Source organism: Variovorax sp. SRS16, from assembly GCF_901827165.1.
Taxonomy (GTDB): domain Bacteria; phylum Pseudomonadota; class Gammaproteobacteria; order Burkholderiales; family Burkholderiaceae_C; genus Variovorax.
The window spans coordinates 2,856,863-2,877,460 of the sequence record NZ_LR594666.1; the positions used below are offsets into that span (position 1 = coordinate 2,856,863).

General features: G+C 67.5%; 14 protein-coding genes. 5 read left to right on the forward strand and 9 right to left on the reverse strand.

All coding sequences use genetic code 11. The annotated features are described in order from the left end of the window. Nucleotides 1-17 precede the first annotated feature (17 nt). The 8 genes from E5P2_RS13900 to E5P2_RS13935 form a co-directional block, all read right to left on the reverse strand. Nucleotides 18-1,193: an acetyl-CoA C-acyltransferase gene (locus tag E5P2_RS13900; protein ID WP_162567729.1), complete on the reverse strand. Its 1,176-nt coding sequence runs from the start codon at nt 1,191-1,193 to the stop codon at nt 18-20. Between the two features lie 33 nt (nt 1,194-1,226). Beyond that, the gene (locus E5P2_RS13905) at nt 1,227-2,696 is read right to left on the reverse strand and encodes a M20 family peptidase (RefSeq protein ID WP_232080698.1); all 1,470 of its coding nucleotides are present in this window, start codon (nt 2,694-2,696) and stop codon (nt 1,227-1,229) included. Between the two features lie 19 nt (nt 2,697-2,715). Continuing rightward, on the reverse strand, nt 2,716-4,821 hold the full coding sequence (locus E5P2_RS13910) for a 3-hydroxyacyl-CoA dehydrogenase NAD-binding domain-containing protein (RefSeq protein ID WP_162567731.1): 2,106 nt from the start codon (nt 4,819-4,821) through the stop codon (nt 2,716-2,718). 146 nt (nt 4,822-4,967) lie between these two features. After that, nucleotides 4,968-5,663: an ABC transporter ATP-binding protein gene (locus E5P2_RS13915; RefSeq protein WP_162567732.1), complete on the reverse strand. Its 696-nt coding sequence runs from the start codon at nt 5,661-5,663 to the stop codon at nt 4,968-4,970. Nucleotides 5,664-5,667: 4 nt separating this feature from the next. Next, nucleotides 5,668-6,438, reverse strand: coding sequence for an ABC transporter ATP-binding protein (locus E5P2_RS13920; protein ID WP_162567733.1), 771 nt, complete (start codon nt 6,436-6,438; stop codon nt 5,668-5,670). After that, nucleotides 6,435-7,730, reverse strand: a complete 1,296-nt coding sequence (locus tag E5P2_RS13925) for a branched-chain amino acid ABC transporter permease (RefSeq protein ID WP_162567734.1) — start codon at nt 7,728-7,730, stop codon at nt 6,435-6,437. The genes E5P2_RS13920 and E5P2_RS13925 overlap by 4 nt, the downstream gene beginning before the upstream one ends. Nucleotides 7,731-7,733: 3 nt before the next feature. After that, entirely contained in the window at nt 7,734-8,687 is a 954-nt protein-coding gene (locus E5P2_RS13930; RefSeq protein WP_162567735.1) for a branched-chain amino acid ABC transporter permease, read from the reverse strand. A 72-nt stretch (nt 8,688-8,759) separates the two neighbouring features. Next, on the reverse strand, nt 8,760-9,995 hold the full coding sequence (locus E5P2_RS13935; RefSeq protein ID WP_162567736.1) for a branched-chain amino acid ABC transporter substrate-binding protein: 1,236 nt from the start codon (nt 9,993-9,995) through the stop codon (nt 8,760-8,762). Nucleotides 9,996-10,258: 263 nt separating this feature from the next. Between E5P2_RS13935 and E5P2_RS13940 the strand changes: the two genes are divergently transcribed. After that, nucleotides 10,259-16,108, forward strand: coding sequence for a CHAT domain-containing protein (locus E5P2_RS13940; RefSeq protein WP_162567737.1), 5,850 nt, complete (start codon nt 10,259-10,261; stop codon nt 16,106-16,108). An 18-nt stretch (nt 16,109-16,126) separates the two neighbouring features. On the opposite strand, the gene E5P2_RS13945 is transcribed toward E5P2_RS13940, so the two are convergent. After that, complete coding sequence (locus E5P2_RS13945; RefSeq protein ID WP_162567738.1) at nt 16,127-17,770, reverse strand: 3-(methylthio)propionyl-CoA ligase; 1,644 nt, start codon at nt 17,768-17,770, stop codon at nt 16,127-16,129. Between the two features lie 117 nt (nt 17,771-17,887). Here E5P2_RS13945 and E5P2_RS13950 point away from each other — a divergent pair, with 117 nt between their 5' ends. The 4 genes from E5P2_RS13950 to E5P2_RS13965 are packed head-to-tail and all read left to right on the forward strand — an operon-like array spanning nt 17,888 to nt 20,590. Then, on the forward strand, nt 17,888-19,369 hold the full coding sequence (locus E5P2_RS13950) for a protein adenylyltransferase SelO (protein WP_162567739.1): 1,482 nt from the start codon (nt 17,888-17,890) through the stop codon (nt 19,367-19,369). Beyond that, nucleotides 19,366-19,794, forward strand: a complete 429-nt coding sequence (gene msrB, locus E5P2_RS13955) for a peptide-methionine (R)-S-oxide reductase MsrB (RefSeq protein WP_162567740.1) — start codon at nt 19,366-19,368, stop codon at nt 19,792-19,794. Before E5P2_RS13950 ends, msrB begins: the two co-directional genes overlap by 4 nt. Then, nucleotides 19,791-20,330 carry a septation protein A gene (locus E5P2_RS13960; RefSeq protein ID WP_162567741.1) on the forward strand — a complete coding sequence of 180 codons (540 nt, stop codon included), beginning with the start codon at nt 19,791-19,793 and terminating at the stop codon, nt 20,328-20,330. The genes msrB and E5P2_RS13960 overlap by 4 nt, the downstream gene beginning before the upstream one ends. Beyond that, nucleotides 20,330-20,590 (forward strand): BolA family protein, encoded by a 261-nt coding sequence (locus tag E5P2_RS13965; RefSeq protein WP_162570489.1) that lies wholly within the window; start codon nt 20,330-20,332, stop codon nt 20,588-20,590. Before E5P2_RS13960 ends, E5P2_RS13965 begins: the two co-directional genes overlap by 1 nt. Nucleotides 20,591-20,598 lie beyond the last annotated feature (8 nt).

The following is a 20,598-nucleotide window of genomic DNA, read 5'->3' on the forward strand; positions in this document are numbered from 1 at the left end:
GATGCGAAGCCTGTCCGTCACAGGACTTCAAAGACGCCGGCAGCGCCCATCCCGCCGCCGATGCACATCGTGACCACGACCTTCTTCGCGCCGCGCCGCTTGCCCTCGATCAGCGCGTGGCCCGTCAGCCGCTGCCCGCTCACGCCGTAAGGATGACCGACCGCGATCGCGCCGCCATCGACGTTGAGCAGCTCGCCCGGGATGCCGAGCTTGTCGCGGCAGTAGATCACCTGCACAGCGAAGGCCTCGTTGAGTTCCCACAGGTCGATGTCGCTGATCTTGAGGCCGAGGCGCTTGAGCACCTTGGGGATCGCGAACACCGGGCCGATGCCCATTTCGTCGGGCTCGCAGCCCGCGACCGCGAAGCCGAGGAAGCGGCCGAGGGGCTTCAGGCCCTTCTGCTCGGCATACTTTTCCTCGACCACCACGCAGGCGCCGCCGCCGTCGGAGAACTGGCTGGCGTTGCCGGCCGAGATCAGGCCGCCAGGCACGGCGGAGCGAATGCCGCTGATGCCTTCCTTGGTGGTGCCGGCGCGGATGCCTTCGTCGTTCTCGACGGTGACTTCCCTGGTGCGCAGGCCCATCACCGCATCGGCCACGCCGGCCGTCACGGTGATCGGCGCGATCTCTTCCTTGAAGCGGCCGGCCTCGAGCGCGGCAGTGGCCTTCTGCTGGCTGGCGGCGCCGTATTCGTCCATCGCATCGCGGCCGATGTTGTAGCGCTTGGCAACCTGCTCGGCCGTCTGCAGCATGTTCCAGTAGATCTCGGGCTTGTGCTTGACCAGCCAGGGATCGGCCAGCATGTGCTTGTTCATCTCGTTCTGCACGCACGAGATGCTTTCGACGCCGCCGGCCACATAGACCTCGCCCTCGCCCGCGACGATGCGCTGCGCCGCGGTGGCGATGGTCTGCAGGCCCGAGGAGCAGAAGCGGTTGATGGTCATGCCCGAGGTGGTGATCGGCAGGCCGGCGCGCAGCGCGATCTGGCGCGCGATGTTGGCGCCGGTCGCACCTTCGGGATTGGCGCAGCCCATGATCACGTCGTCGACGGTCGCGGGATCGATGCCCGCGCGCGCGACCGCATGCTGCACCGCATGGCCGCCGAGCGTGGCGCCGTGCGTCATGTTGAAGGCGCCCTTCCAGCTCTTGGCGAGCGGCGTGCGGGCGGTGGAGACGATGACGGCGCTGGTCATGATGGAGTCCTTTGGAGAGAAGAATGAAGGAGGTTACTGGGGCTGTGCCGTGTTGCGCAGCAGCTGGTGATAGAACTGGATCATCTCGACGTAGTTGGCGATCGAGACGCGCTCGTTGGTGCCGTGGAAGCGCCCCAGATCCTCGGGCCGCGCACGCACCGGCTCGAAGCGGTAGACGCTGTCGGCGATATCGACGAAATGGCGCGAGTCCGAAGCGGCGATGTACAGGCCCGGCACCACGATTGCATCGGGGAAGGTCTGCTGCACCGTCGTCTGAAGCATTCGGTAGCTGTCGCTCGTCGACGATGCCACCGGCGTCGGCTCCGCGTTGCCGGGATAGGCCTTGATCGTGATCGCCGGGTCGTCGACGGTCTTGCGGATGTGTTCCTGCACCGAGGCCAGCGTATCGCCCGGCAGGATGCGGAAATTGACCGCGGCCTCGGCCCGGCCCGGCAGCACGTTGTCCTTGTTGCCGGCGCGCACGATGGTCAGCGCCGTGGTCGTGCGCAGCACCGCGCTGGTACTCGCGGACTTCTCGAGCTCGTGGCGCACCAGCGGGCCGAACAGCCAGAGGTTCGACATGAAGACCCGGTTGGCGCCATGCATCTCGGGTGCCAGCGCGTTGAACATGTCGGCCGCGACGCCGCCGATCGACGCCGGCATCGGGTTCGCTTCGAGCTTCGCGAGTCCCGCGCTGAGGATGCCGATGGCGCTGCGGCTCGGCGGCATCGAGGCGTGGCCGGGTTGCGTGTCGACCGTGAGGAAGAAGGTGCCGTAGCCCTTCTCGGCCATGCCGATCAGCGCGGCCGGCTTGTCCAGGCCTGCAAGCACGCCTTCGGTGACCAGCAGGCCTTCGTCGAGCACCCAGTCGAGCCGCACGCCGCGCGACTTCAGGAGCTGCGCGATCGGCAGCGCGCCGCGCAACCCATTGACTTCCTCGTCGTCGCCGGAGATCAGGTAGACCGTCTGCCGCGGCTGGAAGCCGCTGGTGACCAGCATCTCGATCGCCTCCATCTGCGCCAGCAGGTTGCCCTTGTCGTCCCAGGTGCCGCGACCCCAGACGAAGCCGTCCTTGATCGCGCCGCTGAAGGGATCGGCGGACCAGGCCTTCTCGGTGCCGGGCGCGATCGGGACCACGTCCTGGTGCGCCATCAGCGCGACCGGCCTGGCCGACGGATCGCTGCCGGTCCAGGTGTAGAGCAAGGCGTTGTCGCCGATGACTTCCTTCTTGAGCGTCGCATGCAGCCGGGGAAACTGCTCGGCCAGGTAGGCCTGCAGCTTCCTGAACTCCTGGCCGTTGCGCTCCATGCCGTCGAAGCTCGACACCGTGCGGAACGGGATCGCGCCCGAGAGGCGGCGGGCCGCGGCGTCCGGGTCGACCGCGATCTTCTCGATCGCATCCACGCGCAGCTGCCGCGAGGGCATGCGCCAGGTGTTGACCGCGACCACCGCTGCCAGCGCGAGCAGCGCCAGCAGGACGACGAGCAGGACCCGTTTGATCACCGTCGGCACCGCCGTGTGCTCAGCTGAACTGCTTGCCTTCGGCCACCAGTGTCTGGATCAGCGGTGCCGGCTGCCAGAAGCTCGCGTCGTCGCGCGGGTTCTTCGCGAAGCGCTTCATCGCCTCGGCCACGTTGTAGAGGCCGACCTGGTTGGCATAGTGCATCGGGCCGCCGCGCCAGAGCGGAAAGCCGTAGCCCGTGAGGTAGACCATGTCGATGTCGCCGGACTTGCTGGCGATGCCGTCCTCGAGGATGTGGGCGCCTTCGTTGACCAGCGAATAGACCAGGCGCTGCACGATTTCCTCGTCGGAGATCTTGCGCGGCGTGATGCCCTCGTCCTTGCGGTGCTTCTCGATCAGTTCGGCCACCACCGGGCTCGGGATCGCGTCGCGCTTGCCGGGCAGGTAGTCGTACCACCCTGCCCCGGTCTTCTGGCCGAAGCGGCCCAGTTCGCAGAGCTTGTCGGCGGTCTTGCTGTACTTCATGTCGGCGCGCTCGGTCGCGCGGCGCTTGCGGATCGCCCAGCCGATGTCGTTGCCCGCGAGGTCGCCCATGCGGAACGGACCCATCGCGAAGCCGAACTTCTCGACGGCGCGGTCGACCTGCTGCGGCGTCGCGCCTTCGTCGAGCAGGAAGCCGGCCTGGCGCGAGTACTGCTCGATCATGCGGTTGCCGATGAAGCCGTCGCAGACGCCGGAGACCACGGCCGTCTTCTTGATCTTCTTGGCCACCGCCATCACGGTGGCCAGCACGTCCTTGCCGGTCTGCTTGCCGCGCACCACTTCGAGCAGCTTCATCACGTTGGCCGGGCTGAAGAAATGCATGCCGACCACGTCCTGCGGGCGCTTCGTGAAGGCCGCGATCTTGTCGACGTCGAGCGTCGAGGTGTTGGACGCCAGAATGGCGCCGGGCTTGGCGATGCGGTCGAGTTCCTTGAACACTTTCTCCTTGACGCCGAGCTCCTCGAACACGGCCTCGATGATCAGGTCGGCGTCCTTCAGCTCGTCGTAGTTCAGCGTGGTGCTGAGCAGCGCCATGCGCTCGTCGTACTTGGCCTGCTTGAGCTTGCCCTTCTTGACCTGGGCCTCGTAGTTCTTCCGGATGGTGGCGACGCCGCGGTCGAGCGCTTCCTGCTTCATCTCGAGGATCTTCACCGGGATGCCGGCGTTCAGGAAGTTCATCGAGATGCCGCCGCCCATGGTGCCGGCGCCGATCACGCCGACCGACTGGATCGTGCGCTTGGGCGTGTCCTCGGGCACGTCGGGGATGCGGGATGCGGCGCGCTCGGCCACGAACAGGTGGCGCAGCGCGATCGACTCGGGCGTGAACATCAGCGCCATGAAGGTCTTGCGCTCTTCGGCCATGCCGTCCTCGAACTTCATCTTCGTCGCCGCCTCGACCGCGTCCACGCACTTGAGCGGCGCCGGGTAGTTCTTCGACATGCCCGCGACCATGTTGCGCGCAAACTGGAAGTAGGCATCGCCCTGCGGATGCTTGCACGGCAGGTTGCGCACCAGCGGCAGCGCGTCGCCGGTCTTGCCCATGACGGACTTGGCGAACGCGAGCGCGTCGTCGAACAGGGATTCGGGCGAGGTGGCCAGCTTGTCGAACAGCTTCTGGCCCGGCAGCGAGGCCAGCAGTTCGCTCTTGACGGCTTCGCCGCTGACGATCATGTTGAGCGCGGTTTCCACGCCCAGCAGACGCGGCAGGCGCTGGGTGCCGCCGGCACCGGGCAGGAGGCCCAGCTTGACCTCGGGCAGCGCGACGCTGGTGCCGGGCGCGGCCACGCGGTAGTGGCAGCCCATGGCGAGTTCGAGCCCGCCGCCCATGCAGACCGAATGGATCGCGGCGACGATCGGCTTGTCAGAGGCTTCGAGCGCGCGGATCACGCTCAGCAGGTTGGGCTCCTGGATCGCCTTGGGCGTGCCGAATTCCTTGATGTCGGCGCCGCCCGAGAAGGCCTTGCCGGCGCCGGTGAGGACGATGGCCTTGACGGCCGGATCGGCCGCGGCCTTGGACAGTCCGTCGGTGATGCCGACGCGCGTCGCGTAACCGAGACCGTTGACCGGGGGATTGGTCAGGGTGATCACGGCGACATCGCCGATCACTTTGTATTCAGCCGTCATGCTGCGTTCCTTTGGAATGGGAGGGGATCGGAAAAATCCAGCTTCGCGCCAAAAAGCACGAGTGTTCTTTTTTATTGAATTCTAGGCGTTTCGCATGACCCCGCAACGACCTCGCAGTCGCTGCCGAGACAAACGGCCCGAAGCGTTCAGACTTCGAGCCACTCCTTGCGGGTGGCCGCATCGGCGCGCAGGCTGTCCGGCGTGCCGTCGAACACGATGCTCCCATGGCCCATCACCAGGGCGCGGTCGGAGATCTGCATCGCGATCGTCAGCTTCTGCTCGATCAGCAGCACCGAGATGCCCTTGTCCTTGAGCGTACGCAGATATTCGCCGACCAGTTCGACGATCTTGGGCGCGAGGCCTTCGGTCGGCTCGTCGATGATGATCAGGTCGGGGTCGCCCATCAGCGTGCGGCACAAGGTCAGCATCTGCTGCTCGCCGCCGGAGAGCACACCGGCCTCGGTGTGCTGGCGTTCCTTCAGGCGCGGGAACATGCCGTACATGTCCTCGAACTGCCAGCGGCTGCCGGTGCCCTTGCCCTTCTGCCCGAGCAGCAGGTTCTGATGCACCGTGAGCTTGGGGAAGATGTCGCGGTTCTCGGGCACATAGCCGATGCCCAGGTGCGCGATCTCGTAGGCCTTGCGGCGCAGGATGTCCTGCTCCTTCCAGCGCAGCGTGCCTTCGGCATGCACCAGGCCCATGATGGCCTTGGCGGTGGTCGAGCGGCCGGAGCCGTTGCGGCCCAGCAGCGCGACGATCTCGCCCGGACCGACGTCGAAGGAAACGCCATGCAGCACATGGCTCTTGCCATAGTAGGCGTGGATGTCTTGCAGCTTGAGCATGTCGTCAGTGTCCCTGCCCTTGCGCATCGGCCACAGAGGAGCCGAGGTAGGCCTCCTGCACGCGCGCATTCGCGCGCACTGCGGCCGGCGTGTCGAAGGCGATCACCTCGCCGTAGACCACCACCGCGATCTTGTCGGCCAGGCCGAACACCACGCCCATGTCGTGTTCCACCGTCAGCAGCGTCTTGCCGACGGTGACCTGCTTGATCAGCGCGATGAAGTGCGCGGTCTCGGTCTTGCTCATGCCGGCGGTCGGCTCGTCGAGCAGGATCACGCTGGCGCCGCCGGCGATGGTGACGCCGATCTCCAGCGCGCGCTGCTCGGCATAGGTGAGGTTCACCGCCAGCACGTCGCGCTTCTTCTCCAGGCCGACTTGGCGGATCAGCGCCTCGGTGCGCTCGTTGGCATCGTCCAGGCGCGACAGGAAGCGCAGGAAGGTGTAGCGGTAGCCCAGGCTCCACAGCACGCCGCAGCGCAGGTTCTCGAACACGCTGAGCTTGGGGAAGATGTTGGTGATCTGGAAGCTGCGCGACAGGCCGAGCCGGTTGATCTCGAAGGGCTGCTTGCCATTGATGCGCTGGCCGTTGAGCAGCACCTCGCCGCTGGTGGGCGCGAGCCGGCCGCTGATCAGGTTGAAGAGCGTGGACTTGCCGGCGCCGTTGGGTCCGATGATCGCGATGCGGTCGCCGGCCTCGACGGCGAGGTCGACGCCGCGGATGATCTCGGTCTTGCCGAAGGTCTTGCGCAGGCTCTTGAGTTCAAGGGCAAGGGTCATGCCACCTCCCTGCGCTTGAGTTCCAGCTCGATCTCTTCCTGCGCATGCCCCCAGGTCCGCACGAAACGCCGACGCACGATCTCCAGGAGGATCAGCCCGACCACCAGCATGGCGGTGCAAACCGACCAGCTCGTGGGCGCGGAGGTATCGAGCGTGATGCCGGCGAAGGCGAGTTCCGGCCCGAGGGCGGCATCGAGTTGCATGTGATAGATCATCTCGACGATGGCCGCAGCGCCCGCGATGACGAGCGCGCCGGTCGCGATCAGGCCCGCGTAGAGCACCCAGAAGCGCTTGAACTTGCCGAATTTCGCGACCCGCAGATTCATCATGATCAGGCTCGCGACGCCGCCGGGCGCGAACATGACCATGAAGAGAAACACCAGGCCGACGTACAGCAGCCAGGCCTTGCTGAGTTCCGACAGCAGCACCAGCGCGAACACCAGGAGCGCCGCGCCGATGATCGGCCCGAAGAAGAAGGTCGCGCCGCCCAGGAAGGTGAACAGCAGGTAGCTGCCCGAGCGCAACCCGTTCAGGCTGTCCGATGCGTTGACGATCTCGAAGTTGATGGCGTTGAGCCCGCCGCCGATGCCGGCGAAGAAGCCCGCGATGATGAAGGCGAAGTAGCGCACGCGCTGGGTGTTGTAGCCGATGAAGGCCACGCGCTCGGGGTTGTCGCGCACCGCGTTCAGGATGCGGCCGAGCGGCGTGCCCGTGAAGGCGTACATCAGCGCCGTGCAGACAAAGCAATACACGGCGATCAGGTAGTAGACCTGGATCTGCGGGCCGAAAGTCAGGCCCAGGAAGGGCGTGCCGTAGACCCGGTTGGTCGTGATGCCGCCCTCGCCGCCGAAGAAGCTCGGGAACATCAGCGCCATCGAAGCCACGAGCTCGCCGATGCCGAGCGTGATCATCGCGAAGGTGGTGCCGGATTTCTTGGTCGTCACGAAGCCGAACAGCACCGCGAAGAACATGCCGCCGATCCCGCCGGCCAGCGGGATCAGCACCAGCGGCACCGGGAGGTGGCCGGCGGTGGCCAGGTTCATGGTGTGGATGGCGATGAAGGAGCCCAGCCCGACGTAGACGGCATGGCCGAAGCTCAGCATGCCGCCCTGCCCCAGCAGCATGTTGTAGCTCAGGCAGATGATGATGAGGTAGCCGATCTGCGACAGCATGGTCAGCGCGAGGCTGCTCCTGAACAGCAGCGGCGCGACGATCAGCGCGATCGCGAACAGCGACCAGATCGCGATGCGCCCGATGTTCCAGGGCTTGAAGCGGTAGTACTGCGTGGCCATGCGTCAGTCTTCCCGCGTACCGAGCAGGCCCTTGGGCCTGAAGATCAGGATCAGCACCAGGAACAGGTAGGGCAGGATCGGCGCCACCTGCGAGATGGTGAGCTTGAGCAGCTCGTAGCCCGGCGTCTGCTCCGTCACGGCGACGCCGAGCGCCTGCAGCCCGGTCGCCAGCGACTGGTCCATCGCCACCGCGAAGGTCTGGATGATGCCGATCAGCAGCGAGGCCAGGAAGGCGCCCGCCAGCGAGCCCATGCCGCCGACCACGACGACGACGAAGATGATCGAGCCGACCGAGTTGGCCATGGCCGGCTCGGTGATATAGGTGTTGCCGCCGATCACGCCGGCCAGTCCCGCCAGCGCGGCGCCGCCGCCGAACACCAGCATGAAGACGCGCGGCACGTTGTGGCCGAGCGCCTCGGCCATCTCCGGATGCGTGAGCGCAGCCTGGATCACCAGCCCGACGCGGGTGCGCGTGAGCAGCAGCCAGACCGAGATCAGCATCAGCACGGCGACCAGCATGATGAAGGAGCGCGATTTCGGGAACTGGGTGCCGAACAGCGTGAAGAGCGGCCCCTGCAATTGCGTCGGCAAGCCGTAGGGCACGGTCGAGCGGCCCCAGATCAGCTGCACCAGTTCGAGGATCAGGTAGGACAGCCCGAAGGTCACGAGCAGCTCGGGCACGTGGCCGAACTTGTGCACACGCCGCAGGCTGTAGCGCTCGAAGGCCGCGCCGAGCGCGAACACGATCAGCGGCGCCAGCACCAGCGCCGGCCAGAAGCCGACGACGCCCGAGATCGTGTACGCCAGGTAGGCGCCGAGCATGTAGAAGCTGGTGTGGGCGAAGTTCAGCACGCCCATCATGCTGAAGATCAGCGTGAGGCCGGAACTCAGCATGAACAGCAGCAGCCCGTAGCTCACGCCGTTGAGCAACGAGATGACGAAGAATTCGACGTTCATCGGTCCTCGGGATCGGATGGAAAAGAAAAAGGCCCGAGTGTTGAAGTCGGGCCTCGACCGGTCAAGCTGCCATCAGGGGCTGGGCCGCTTCATCTGGCACGAGGTGGGCGTGCTGGCCACGTAGGCGTCGTAGTACTTCACCGGCACCAGCGTGTAGCCGGTGTTCTCGGGGCTGTACGGGTACTTGGCGCTGGCCTTCTCCCAGCGGGCGATGTACAGGCCCTGCTGCATCTGGTGATCGCTCTTGCGCAGTTCGACGTCGCCGTTGAAGCTCTTGAACTTCATGCCTTCCATGGCAGCGGCGACCTTGACCGGATCGGTCGACTTGGCCTTGACGAAGCCGTCCACCAGGGCCTGGAACACGGTGTAGACGTCGGAGGTGTAGAGGTCGTCGTTGAACTTCTTCTTGAACTCGTTGGCGTAGCGCTGCATGTCGCCACCCATGTTGTAGTGGGCATAGCCGACCTGGTAGACCTTGCCGTCGGACGCCGCACCCATGGCGGTCGGCGTGCCGGTGGTCACGGCGTAGTAGGTATAGAACTTGACGTTGAGGCCGGCGTCGTTGGCCGCCTTGATCAGCAGCGCCAGGTCGGAGCCCCAGTTGCCGGTGATCACGGTGTCGGCGCCCGAGGCCTTGATCTTGGCGATGTAGGGCGAGAAGTCGCGCACCTGCGCCAGCGGATGCAGGTCGTCGCCGACGATCTGGATGTCCGGCCGCTTGGCCTTCAGGTCTTCCTTGGCGAACTTCGACACCTGCTGCCCGTGCGAGTAGTTCTGGCCGATGATGTAGACCTTCTTGATGTCCGGCTGCTCCTTCATGTAGGTGGTCAGCGCTTCCATCTTCATGGAGGTGTCGGCGTCGAAGCGGTATTGCCAGTAGCTGCACTTGCTGTTGGTCAGATCGGGGTCGACGGCCGCGTAGTTCAGGTAGAGCGCCTCCTTGCCCGGGTTGCGCGCGTTGTTCTTTTCGAGCGCGTCGATGATCGCGAGCGCCGCACCCGAGCCATTGCCCTGCGCGACGTAGCGTGCGCCCTGGTCCATGGCCGAGCGCAAGGCGCTGGTGGTTTCCTGCGGGCTGAGCTTGTTGTCGATGCCGATGATCTCGAACTTCACGCCGGCCGCGTTCTTCTTGCTGAATTCCTCGGCGAAGAACTGGAAGGTCTTGAGCTGGTTGGTGCCGACCGAAGCCATCAGGCCCGACAGCGGATCGATCCAGGCGATCTTCACGGTTTCGCCCTTCTGTGCAAAGGCGCCGGTGGCGCTGGCGGCCAGAACGGCGGCGGTTACGAGTCTCAGGTGAAAGTTCACGATGTATGTCTCCTGGTCTGCTGTCAAGGCGGGATGAGGTTACAAGCCTTTGGCACCTCGCCCGTCAGGGAATGCCCGTAAGCGCCCTGCCGCCGGAGCGGTTCCTATCACCCATGCGACAGCGCCACCCGCGCCGTTCTACCGGGCGGTAGGACGAGCCATCGCGGCCGATGCCATGGGCGCGCCGGCGCGCTCCCACCTCGTTTGGCGTATTGACGAAGCCCGACCGCCGGCGCTACATCGCGGCACGAGGAGGGAACGCCATGCCACCCGAGACACGGCCCGCAGAGATGAACGCGTTCGACCTGCTGATCCGCAGCCACCTGGACGAGATCGCCACCGTGCAGCAGGGTGCCCGCGGCGCCGGCGCGGGCGACGGCTTCGACCCGGACCAGTACGCTGCGGCCGACGTGCTGAGCGTCCATTTCTCGGACGGCTCGGTGCTGCACACCTCGCCCGCCGAATTCGCGGCGCGCCATGCGTCCGCAGCATCCCTCGCCGCGGTGGTGGAAGCGCGCGGACGAGGCGCCGACGGGCCGGCGCCGGCGCGTGCCGAGCACCGGCCCCGCGTGGTCCTTCCGTTCGAACTCCGGCGCCCGGCCGAGGCGACCCGCAGCGGCGGCGCCGGCCCGGCAGCGACGCCCGTCGAGATGTACAGGATCGCCCGGCTGACGCCGCCGACGCTGCTCGACCGTCTCTACGACACCGGCGCGATCGCGACCGATGTCATCGACCGCTGGCTCGGTGCCAGGCCGATGCACGCCGGCGCATGGGTCGCGGCCGGGCTCTGCGCGACCTACGAGGACGCGGTGCTCGACGCCGGCGTGGGCCGCGCCGGCGGCTGCCTGCTCGAATGGTCGTCGACCGAATGCGACTGGAGGCCGCGCGAGCTGTCGCAGGCGGCGCCGCGCGGCAGGATCCTGCTGTTCCTCCACGGCACCGCGTCGAGCACGCGCGGCAGCTTCAGCCGACTCTGGATGCCGGATGCCAAGGCGGACAGCGCGGAGCGAAAGACGGCCGCGCCGGATTTCCTGGCGCTCTGCAGCCGCTACGACAGCCTGCTCGCCTGGGAGCACCGCAGCCTCACCCGCAGCCCGATCGACAACGCCATCGAACTGCTCGAGGCGCTCGATGCCATGCCCGAGGCGGGCACCATCGATCTGGTGTCGCATTCCCGCGGCGGCATGATCGGCGAACTGCTGTGCCTCGCCGGTGCCGGCAGCATCACGACGACGCAATGGACGCAGCTCGAGGCGCTGTTCAAAAGGGCTTACGAAGGCGGCCACCCGGACGGCACGCCGGCCGACGGATCCCGGGTGGAGCGCCTCTTCGCGCTGCTCGCCAAAGGCGCGCGCTTCAGGATCGGCACCTTCGTGCGGGTCGCCTGCCCGGCGCGCGGCACCTTGCTGGCCGACCGCCGCACCGACCTGTACCTGTCGCTGATGCTGCGCGCCATCGGGCTGGCCTTCGGCACCAACGGCGTGCCGATGTACGAGCGCTTCAACGGCTTCGTGCGTTCGCTGGTGGCGGCGCGCGGCGATGCGCGCAGCATCCCCGGGCTGGAAGCGATGATCCCGGGCTCGCCGCTGACCCTGGCGCTGAACGGCTGCACGCTGGTGCTGCCCGAACGCCTGCGCGTGATCGCCGGCGACAGCGACGGCCTCGGCTGGGGCGGCCTCACGACGATGTTGGGCGACCTCTTCTACGGCCTGCACGATCACGACTTCGTCGTGCACACCCATTCCATGTTCGGCGGCTTCGAGCGCGCCGATGCCAGAAGCCTGCGCGTGGCCGACAAGTCGGTCACCCACTTCGGCTATTTCAAGGCCGACGCCCTGTCGCGGCGGCCCTTGATGGGCGTGCTGGCCGGGCAGGACGACGGCTGGCTGTCGCTGGCCGAGGACGAGCGGCGCACGCGCGGCCTGCTGCAGGCGCTGACCGCCGATCCGCGTTCGCGCTGGCCGCGGCAGCGCTGGCTCGCAGCGATCGGCCAGATGCCGGCGCGGCCCGTGCTGGTGGTGCTGCCGGGCATCATGGGCAGCGAGCTGAGCCTGGACGGCCAGCCCGGGGAACTCGTCTGGCTGTCTCCCTCGGCCGCGCTGAAGGGCGAACTCGCGAAGCTCGAGTGGCTGACGCAACCCGCGCAGGCGCTGGGCGCCTCCGGCCTGGTGGCGATCGCCTATGAGCGCCTGCTGGAGCGCGCGAGCGCGCAGTTCAACGTCGTGACCTTCCCCTACGACTGGCGCGCGCCGATCATGGACAGCGGCCGCGCGCTGGCCGGGCTGCTGCGCGACATCCGGCAGCTCGCGCCCGCGAGCCCCATCCACCTGATCGCGCATTCCATGGGCGGGCTGGTCGCACGCGCCGCGCTGTTCCAGGATTCGCCCGCGCTCTGGAGCGAGCTCAAGCAGCGCGGCAGCCGCCTCCTGATGCTCGGCACGCCCAATGCGGGCGCCTATGCGCCGGTCATGCTGCTGATGCAGCAGCATCGGCTCGGCCAGTGGCTGGCCATGGCGGCCCGCAAGGTCACGCCGGAGGACCTGGCCGGCTGGGGCGGCCGCTTCGAAGGCCTGATGGACATGCTGCCGCACGAGGCCGATCCCACCTTCGGCGACTGGTTCGTCCCCGCGACCTGGGACCGGCTGCTGCGCGAGGACCGCCGCGCGCACGCGCCCGACCCGGACACGCTGGAGCGCGCCGGCCGGTTCCGAGCGGCCATGCAGGGGAGCTTTGCCGACCTGAAGAAAGATCCGAACGTCCTCTACGTCGCCGGCCAGGGCGACACCCCGGTGGCGCTGGTGAAGGTCGAGCCGCAAGCCTGGGCAGGCTTCGGCGAGATCGCACAGACCGACACCGCCGGCATCGCCTTCGGCTACCGGCGCGAAGGCGACGGCACCGTCGGCTGGAACTCGACGCTCGACGGCCAGCGCACCTGGTACGCCGCGTGCGGGCATGGCGACCTGGCCGACCATGTCTCGGCCTTCGAGGCGTACTTCGAGCTGCTCCACACCGGCCGCACCGCGGCGCTGCCGCAGCAGCGGCCGGTGTCGCGCGCAGCGCCCGATGCGGCCTCCGATGCGCCGCCGGCGCCGATGCTTCGCCCCGCCGAGGAAACGCTGCCGAGCCTGCCCGCCGATCCGATGGCCTTCCTGCTCGGCATGCGCTCGCAGGCGCCGGCTGCCACGGCGCCGCAGCCGATCGAGGTCCGGGTGGTGCACGGCAGCCTCGACTACGCACGCTTCCCGCTGATCGTCGGCCACTACCTGAACGAGCGGCTGATCGGCGCCGGCAAGCGCGTCGACGAGAAGCTCGGCGGGATGCTGCAGCGGATGCTCGACCTGCACCTGTTCGAGGGCGCCTCGCGCACCGGCATCTACCTGCGTCCGAGGACCGAGGACGGCAAACCGCCCTCCTATCCCGGCACCCTGGTGCTCGGCCTCGGCACGGTGGGCGAACTCACGCCGGCTTCGCTGGCCGACACCGTCACGCGCGGCCTGCTGCGCTTCGCCTTCGAGCATGTGCATGTCGATCCCTTCGTCGACCGGCACGACCCGGTGCAGCTGCGCCTGTCGACGCTGCTGATCGGCACCCACGTGCATGCGATCTCGGCGCGCGACAGCCTGACCGGCGTGCTGAACGGCATCTGGCGCGCCGCCCAGCTGCTGGCGCGCGACGCGCCGATCGGGCGGCCCGTGTGCCTGGCCGAAGTCGAGATCGTCGAGATCATCGAATCGGTCGCGCTCGATGCGGCCTACGAACTGCGCGACCTGCTGCGCCGCCCCGAATGGCGCCAGCGGCTGACCTGGCGCAAGCAGGTGCTCGAGATCCGCGACGGCGGGCTCAGCGGCTACCGCCCGCGCTACTCGAACACTGTGTGGCAGCGGCTGGTCGTGCAGAAGCAGGAAGGGCTGGCCGGGCTGCACTACTCGCTGATCGCCGAGCGCGCACGGGTCGAATCGACGCGCACCTTCTCCGACATCGGCAGCCTCGCGCCGTACATCGCGCGCGTCAGCAACGAAGAGGCCCTGCGCAGCGCCAGCGAAGGCAGCGGCACCGACCTGGGCCGCGTGCTGTTCCAGCTGCTGCTGCCGCAGGATCTGAAGAGCCGCATCGCCAACTTCGAGAACACGATCCTGGTGCTCGACGACGAGGCGGCCAGCCTGCCCTGGGAACTGCTCAGGCCGCCCGCGCGCGATGCCGGCCGGGTCGAGGAAGCCTTTCCGCTGGGCGTGCAGGCCGGCCTGATCCGGCAGCGCAGCACCGAGGATTTCCGCCGCCTGCCCAACATTTCCGACGGCTGGGATGCGCTGGTCGTCGGCGCGACGAGCACCGAGGGCTGGAAGAACGCGCAGGGCCAGCCGCTCGCCTATGCGCCGCTGGCGGGCGCGCTGCGCGAAGCCGAACTCGTGGTCGACGCGCTGACCGGTGACGATCGGCCCTGGCGCATCAAGCCGCTGATCGGCCCGCTCGTGACCTTCGAGCAGGTGCGCACCGAATTGCTGGCGCGGCCTTGCCGCCTGCTCCATCTGTGCGGCCATGGCGTGGTCGACCAGTGGGTGGCGAACGAGACCGTCCGGGGCGGAGAGCGCCGTCCGGTGACGAAGACCGGCATGGTGCTGAGCCACCAGCAGATCCTGACCGCGGCCGACGTGGACCAGATGGACCCGGCACCCGAGTTCGTCTTCATCAACTGCTGCTACTCGGCGCGCGATTCGGCGGCCGATGCGGCATCGGCCGAAGGCCGGCGCAACTACCCCGTGCTGGCCGCCAGCCTGGCGCTGCAGTTCATCCGCATGGGCTCCAAGGCGGTGGTCGCCGCGGGCTGGCAGATCGAGGACGACGCCGGACAGGCCTTCGCCACCTCGCTCTATCAGAGCCTGCTCGACGGCAGCACCTTCGGCGAAGCGGTCCATCGCGCGCGCAGCCATGTGTGGGACAGCAGTTCGCAGCGCGGCAACACCTGGGGTGCGTACCAATGCTATGGCGACGCCGAATGGCAGCTGGCCAAGAGCGAGGCGCGCGCCGGCGCCGCCGTCCGGCGCGAAGGAAGCTCGCGGCTGCGCGGCATCGAAAGCTGCATGAGTCCGCGCGAGCTGGCCCAGCGCGTGATGCAGGCGGTCGCGCTGGCCGGAGACAAGCCGCAGGCGGAGCTGAAATGGCAGCTGTCGGAGCTGGAGCGCAGCCTGGCCGACGATCCGGACCGCAAGGGCTGGCTCAATGCCTCGGTGGTCCACACGGCTTTCGGCGAGGCCTATCGCGAGCTCGGCGCGCACCGCGATGCGCTGCGCTGGTTCCAGAGCGCTGCCCGCATCGCCTACTCGAAGCTCCAATTGCGCCAGATTGAGCTGATGGCGAATTCACTGTCCCGCATCGAGCAGGGCGATGGCGCGCCCGATCCGCACAACACCTCGGCGGCGCTGCTGAAATGGCTCGACGGCCTGGCCGACGAGAGCACGCGATGGCCGCTGCCGGCCGACGTTCCCGACGAGCAGGCGGTGAACGAGAGCGCCGCCTCCGAACATCTGTGCCTGCTCGGCGGCGACAAGCTGCGCCAGGCTGCGAAGGACGGTGCGCAGCGCACCGCGCTGCTGGACCAGGCTGCGGATTGCTTCCGGCGCGGCTACGAGAACAAGTGCGGCAAGCCGCGCGACAGTGCCGACCGGCGTGCCTTCGCGCTGTCCAATGCCTTGCTGGCGGGCGCGCTCGCCGATCTGTCGCGCGGCGATACGGCACCGGATGCGCAGCTGCATCGAGCGCTGCAGGAGGCGGTGTCCGATCTCATCGCGGAGATCGACGCCGAAAGCCTGTCGACGCGCTTCTGGCACTACACCAACACGCTCGAACTGCTGACGGCCAGCAACCTGCGCACGGCGGTCGACGGCGGTGCGACGAAGACCGATGAACTGGACCGCGCGCGCCGGCTGCTGCAAGGCGCGATGGAGCGCTGGCCTTCTCCCGCCGAGCGCGAAAGCCTGGAGCATCGCTTCCAGCTCATGAAGCAGGTCCTGGCAGCGGCCGAGCGCAGCGCCAGGGAACCCGAACTCGCGAAGCTCGCGCGCTGGGCCGACGATGCCCTGGCGTGCATTGCCAAGCCGCGGGCCGAGCGCCTCTGACGCGCGCCGCCGCTGTTCTCAGACGCCCGGCAGCTTGTAGTCGCGCAACTGCTCGCGCAGCCGGGTCTTGAGGATCTTGCCGGTCGCGCCGAGCGGGATCGATTCGACGAACACCACGTCGTCCGGGATCTGCCACTTGGCGGTCTTGCCCTGGTAGAAAGCCAGCAGTTCGTCGCGCGTGACTTGCGCGCCGGGCTTCTTCACCACGACGACGATCGGGCGCTCGTCCCACTTCGGATGCGCCACGCCGATGCACGCCGCCATCGCGACCGCCGGATGGGCGACGGCGATGTTCTCGATGTCGATCGAGCTGATCCATTCGCCGCCGGACTTGATCACGTCCTTGCTGCGGTCGGTGATCTGCAGGTAGCCGTCGGCATCGATGGTGGCGACGTCGCCGGTGGGGAACCAGCCTCGGCCCTGGTCGTCGGGGATCAGCGGATCGCCGCCTTCGCCCTTGAAGTATTCCTTGACGATCCACGGGCCCTTGACCAGCAGGTCGCCGTAGGCCTTGCCGTCCCAGGGCAGCTCCTCGCCCTCGCCGTCGACGATCTTCATGTCGACACCGAAGATCGCCCGGCCCTGCTTCATGCGGATCGCGGTCTGCTGCGCCTGCGGCAGGCCGAGGTGCTTGTTCTTGAGCGTGCACAGCGTGCCGAGCGGGGACATCTCGGTCATGCCCCAGGCATGCAGCACCTCGACGCCATAAACCTGCTGGAAGGTGTTGATCATGGCCGGCGGACAGGCCGAGCCGCCGATCACCGTGCGCTTCAAGGTCGAGAACTTCAGCTCGTTGGCCTGCATGTGGCCGAGCATCATCTGCCAGACCGTCGGCACGCCGGCGGCAAAGGTGACCTTCTCGGACTCGATCAGGTCGAACACCGATTTGCCGTCGAGCGCCGGACCCGGAAACACGAGCTTGGCGCCGACCAGCGCGGCCGAGTACGGAATGCCCCAGGCGTTGACGTGGAACATCGGCACCACCGGCAGCACCGAATCGCGCGCCGACAGGCACATCACGTCGGGCAGGGCGGCGGCATAGGCATGCAGCAGCGTCGAGCGATGGCTGTAGAGCGCGGCCTTGGGATTGCCGGTGGTGCCGCTCGTGTAGCACATGCTGGAGGCGGAATTCTCGTCGAAGCTCGGCCAGGCGTAGGTGGTGGAACGCTGGCCCATCCAGGCCTCGTAACTGACCAGATTGGGCACGCCGCTGTCGGCCGGCAGCTTGTCGGCATCGCACAGCGCGATCCACTTGCGGATGGTGGTGCACTTGGCATGCATGGCCTGGACGATCGGCAGGAAGCTCAGGTCGAAGCAGAGGATCTGGTCTTCGGCATGGTTGGCGATCCAGGCGATCTGGTCGGGATGCAGGCGCGGGTTGATGGTGTGCAGCACGCGGCCGGTGCCGCTCACGCCGTAGTAGATCTCGACGTGGCGGTAGCCGTTCCACGCCAGTGTCGCGACCCGGTCGCTGAACAGCAGCTGCTCGTCGTCCAGGGCGTTGGCGACCTGCCGCGAGCGCGCGGCGATCTGGCGCCAGGTGGTACGGTGAATGTCTCCTTCGACACGCCGCGAGACGATCTCGGCATCGCCATGATGGCGCTCCGCGAACTCGATCAGCGACGAGATCAAGAGCGGTTGGTCCTGCATCAAACCCAGCATCGCGAAAACTCCTCGAATTGGTAAAAAAGCGTTGCCATCAGTATTGCGCAGCGCAGCAAGCGGGCGATGGGGGAATGCCCGCGGTGCGGCCTTTCGAAGTGCCGGACAATCGGGGGCATGACCCTGATTTCAGAGGCTGCGCTGGCGGCCGACACCGGCCTTCAGTGGAACCACCGCTTCGCGACCCTGGGTCCGGCGTTCTACACGCGGCTGCAGCCGACGCCATTGCCGGAGCCCTACTGGGTCGGCCGCAGCGAAGGCCTGGCGCGCGAGCTCGGTCTGGATGCCGGATGGTTCGCCTCGGCCGAGGCGCTCGAAGTCTTCACCGGCAACGAACTCCCGCCCGGCAGCGATCCGCTGGCCAGCGTCTACAGCGGGCACCAGTTCGGTGTCTGGGCCGGGCAGCTGGGCGACGGCCGTGCCATCCTGCTGGGCGAGATGCGCAGCGGCTGGGAGCTGCAGTTGAAGGGCGCGGGCCTGACGCCCTATTCGCGCATGGGCGACGGCCGCGCGGTGCTGCGCTCCAGCATCCGCGAGTTCCTGTGCAGCGAGGCCATGCATGCGCTCGGCATCCCGACCACGCGCGCGCTGTGCGTGACGGGTTCGGATGCGCGCGTGCGGCGCGAGGAGATCGAGACCGCGGCCGTCGTCACGCGCGCCGCGCCCAGCTTCATCCGCTTCGGCCACTTCGAGCATTTCGCGGCCAACGGGCGCGACGCCGAATTGCGGACCCTGGCCGATCACGTCATCGACCACTTCTATCCGGCCTGCCGCACCACGTCCCGCTTCGACGGCAACGCCTATGCCGCGCTGCTCGAAGCGGTGAGCGAGCGCACCGCCGCCCTGCTCGCGCAATGGCAGGCGATCGGCTTCTGCCATGGCGTGATGAACACCGACAACATGAGCATCCTCGGCCTCACCATCGACTACGGGCCGTTCCAGTTCCTCGACGGCTTCGATCCGCGCCACATCTGCAACCACAGCGACACCGCCGGCCGCTATGCCTTCAACCAGCAGCCCAACGTGGCCTACTGGAACCTGCATTGCCTGGCCCAGGCGCTGCTGCCGCTGATCGGCGACCAGGAGATCGCGCTCGCTGCGCTGGCGTCGTACCGGACCGTGTTCCCGGACGCCTTCGAGGCCCGCATGCGGGCCAAGCTCGGGCTCGCGGATTCGGCCCCTGCTGACCGCGTGCTGATCGAGGACGCGCTCAAGCTGCTGGCCAAGGAAAAGGTCGACTACACGATCTTCTGGCGCAGGCTGTCGGCCTCCGTGGCGGACGGCAATCCGGAGCCGGTGCGCGACCTGTTCCTCGACCGGGCCGGGCTCGACGCCTGGCTGCTATCCTTTTCAGAGCGGCGAGCCCAGACGCCATCGGAGCTGGCCGCCGAGCTCATGCGCCGGACCAATCCGAAGTTCGTGCTGCGGAACCACCTGGGCCAGCAGGCGATCGAATCGGCGCTGCAAAAAGACTTCTCGGGCGTCGCCACCTTGCTCAGGCTGCTCGAATCCCCATTTGAAGAACATGCCGGCCACGAGGCTTTCGCCGGCTTCCCGCCCGACTGGGCTTCCACCATCGAGATCAGCTGCTCATCATGACCGCACCCCTGCCCCGAACCGATGCCGAATGGAAGGCGCTGCTGGCCGAGAAAGGCGCCGAGCGCGGCGCCTTCGAGGTCACGCGCCACGCGGCCACCGAACGTCCCTTCACCGGCAAGTACGAAGCCCACTGGGAAGACGGCACCTACCACTGCATCTGCTGCGGCGCCAAGCTGTTCGAGTCGGCCACCAAGTTCGATGCCGGCTGCGGCTGGCCCAGCTTCTCGCAGGAGGCCGTGCCCGGCGCGATCAGGAACATCGTCGACCGTTCGCTCGGCATGACGCGCACCGAGAACGTCTGCGCCAACTGCGGCGCCCATCTGGGCCACGTGTTTCCCGACGGCCCGACCGAGACCGGCCTGCGCTACTGCATGAACTCGGCCTCGCTCGATTTCCAGAAGAAAAGCGGTTCGGACGGCACATGAAACTGATCCTCGACTTCTTTCCGATCCTGCTGTTCTTCGGCGCGTTCAAGCTCTACGACATCTACATGGCGACCGGCGTGCTGATGGCCGCGACGGTCGTGCAGATGGCGATCATCTGGTTCATGCACCGGCGACTGGAGCCGATGCAGAAGGCGACGCTGGTGCTGATCCTGCTCTTCGGCGCGCTCACGCTGGCGCTGCACGACGACCGCTTCATCAAGTGGAAGCCGACGGTGCTGTACGGCGCGATGGCCGTGGCACTGGCGGTCGCGCTGTGGGGATTCAGGAAGAATTTCCTCAAGATGCTGCTGGGCGCGCAACTCGAATTGCCAGCGCAGATCTGGGGTCGGCTCAACGTCGCCTGGATCGGGTATTGCCTCTTCATGGCCGTCGTCAACGGCTATGTGGCGGCGTATTTCAGCACCGAGGCCTGGGTCAATTTCAAGCTCTGGGGCTATGCGTTCCCGATCGTCTTCCTGGTCGCGCAGGGCCTCTACATCTCGCCCCACCTCAAGTCGGACGAGCCGGCCGCATGATGCCGCCCACCGCCACCCAACTCGAGGGGCGCCTGCGCGATGCGCTTGCACCCACGCTGCTCGAAGTGATCGACGAAAGCGCCGCACACGCCGGCCATGCGGGCGCCGGCCCGCAAGGCTGGGGCACCCATTTCCGGGTCCGCGTCGCCTCGCCGCTGTTCGCCGGAAAGGCCCGCGTGGCGCGGCATCGGCTTGTGTATGATGCGCTGCAAGTTTTCATCGCACAGGGCCTTCACGCGATTGCCATCGAGACGCTTTGAAGCGCTTC

Coding starts and splice junctions, on each gene's coding strand:
- E5P2_RS13900 (WP_162567729.1), bottom strand. CDS start 1,193: ATGACCAGCGCCGTCATCGTCTCCACCGCCCGCACGCCGCTCGCCAAG.
- E5P2_RS13910 (WP_162567731.1), bottom strand. CDS start 4,821: ATGACGGCTGAATACAAAGTGATCGGCGATGTCGCCGTGATCACCCTG.
- E5P2_RS13915 (WP_162567732.1), bottom strand. CDS start 5,663: ATGCTCAAGCTGCAAGACATCCACGCCTACTATGGCAAGAGCCATGTG.
- E5P2_RS13920 (WP_162567733.1), bottom strand. CDS start 6,438: ATGACCCTTGCCCTTGAACTCAAGAGCCTGCGCAAGACCTTCGGCAAG.
- E5P2_RS13925 (WP_162567734.1), bottom strand. CDS start 7,730: ATGGCCACGCAGTACTACCGCTTCAAGCCCTGGAACATCGGGCGCATC.
- E5P2_RS13930 (WP_162567735.1), bottom strand. CDS start 8,687: ATGAACGTCGAATTCTTCGTCATCTCGTTGCTCAACGGCGTGAGCTAC.
- E5P2_RS13940 (WP_162567737.1), top strand. CDS start 10,259: ATGCCACCCGAGACACGGCCCGCAGAGATGAACGCGTTCGACCTGCTG.
- E5P2_RS13945 (WP_162567738.1), bottom strand. CDS start 17,770: ATGCTGGGTTTGATGCAGGACCAACCGCTCTTGATCTCGTCGCTGATC.
- E5P2_RS13950 (WP_162567739.1), top strand. CDS start 17,888: ATGACCCTGATTTCAGAGGCTGCGCTGGCGGCCGACACCGGCCTTCAG.
- msrB (WP_162567740.1), top strand. CDS start 19,366: ATGACCGCACCCCTGCCCCGAACCGATGCCGAATGGAAGGCGCTGCTG.
- E5P2_RS13960 (WP_162567741.1), top strand. CDS start 19,791: ATGAAACTGATCCTCGACTTCTTTCCGATCCTGCTGTTCTTCGGCGCG.
- E5P2_RS13965 (WP_162570489.1), top strand. CDS start 20,330: ATGCCGCCCACCGCCACCCAACTCGAGGGGCGCCTGCGCGATGCGCTT.